Source organism: Streptomyces sp. WM4235 (assembly GCF_001279725.1).
Taxonomy (GTDB): Bacteria; Actinomycetota; Actinomycetes; order Streptomycetales; family Streptomycetaceae; genus Streptomyces.
This window is the reverse complement of sequence record NZ_LGDE01000228.1, coordinates 1-759: the sequence shown is the minus strand read 5'-3', so window position 1 is coordinate 759 and position 759 is coordinate 1. Positions and strand designations below refer to the sequence as shown.

Below are 759 nucleotides of genomic sequence, written 5' to 3'. Positions count from 1 at the left end.
GCGCCGGCGGCGATGACCCACATCGGCATGGCCCTGGGCGGACTGGCCGGACTGATCACGGCCGGGCAGATGGCGCACGCCTACGGGACCCCGCCTCACGCCTCGGCCGTGTACGCGTGCATGGAGCCGGGCCGGCCCACCGCCATCCACTGGATCGGTGACTGCCGCGCCTACGGCTGGGACGGCACTGCGCTCGGCCAGTGGAGCACCGACGCCACGATGGGCCAGTGGCTGCGCCGGAACGGAGGCGTCCCGGTAGAGGTCGCGAAACGCCACGACAACTGGTCCCGCCTCGGCCTCGCCCAGGCGAGCGCGGCAACGTGCCGGCAGGTTGAGATCCCCGAGGACGTCCGGCTCGTCCTGCTCGTCTCCGACGGCGTCTCGGACCAGGTGGACCCGCCGACAATGGACACGCTGTGCCGTCGGCACGCGACCGATCCGCAGGCTCTGGCCGACGCCCTGGTCGCCGCCGCCAAGGAAGACGACGCAGGCTACCGCGACGACGCCACCGTCATCGTGATGCTGCGCCGCACCGACTGACGAATTCGCCTCGCGGACCTCTTCATGGATGGGGCGGACGGCCCTGGCGAACTGCCCCGCGGCGAGGCCACCCGACGGGGGGCCAAGGCCGATCAGGTAGGCCGGGCGGCTCGGCGGCCAGTCATGGGGCCGAGGTGTCCCGGCCCTGCTCGGCCAGGTGGGCCTGCAGCTCGGCCGTGAGCTGGGCGGTTGTGCGGGTGCCGTCAAGGACAAGGTCCG

At 72.9% G+C, this 759-nt stretch carries 1 protein-coding gene; it reads left to right on the top strand.

The window, feature by feature from the left end; all coding sequences use genetic code 11:
* A partial coding sequence (locus ADK55_RS17745; RefSeq protein ID WP_053679909.1) for a SpoIIE family protein phosphatase occupies positions 1–540 on the top strand: 540 nt, incomplete at its 5' end.
* Positions 541–759: the final 219 nt, after the last annotated feature.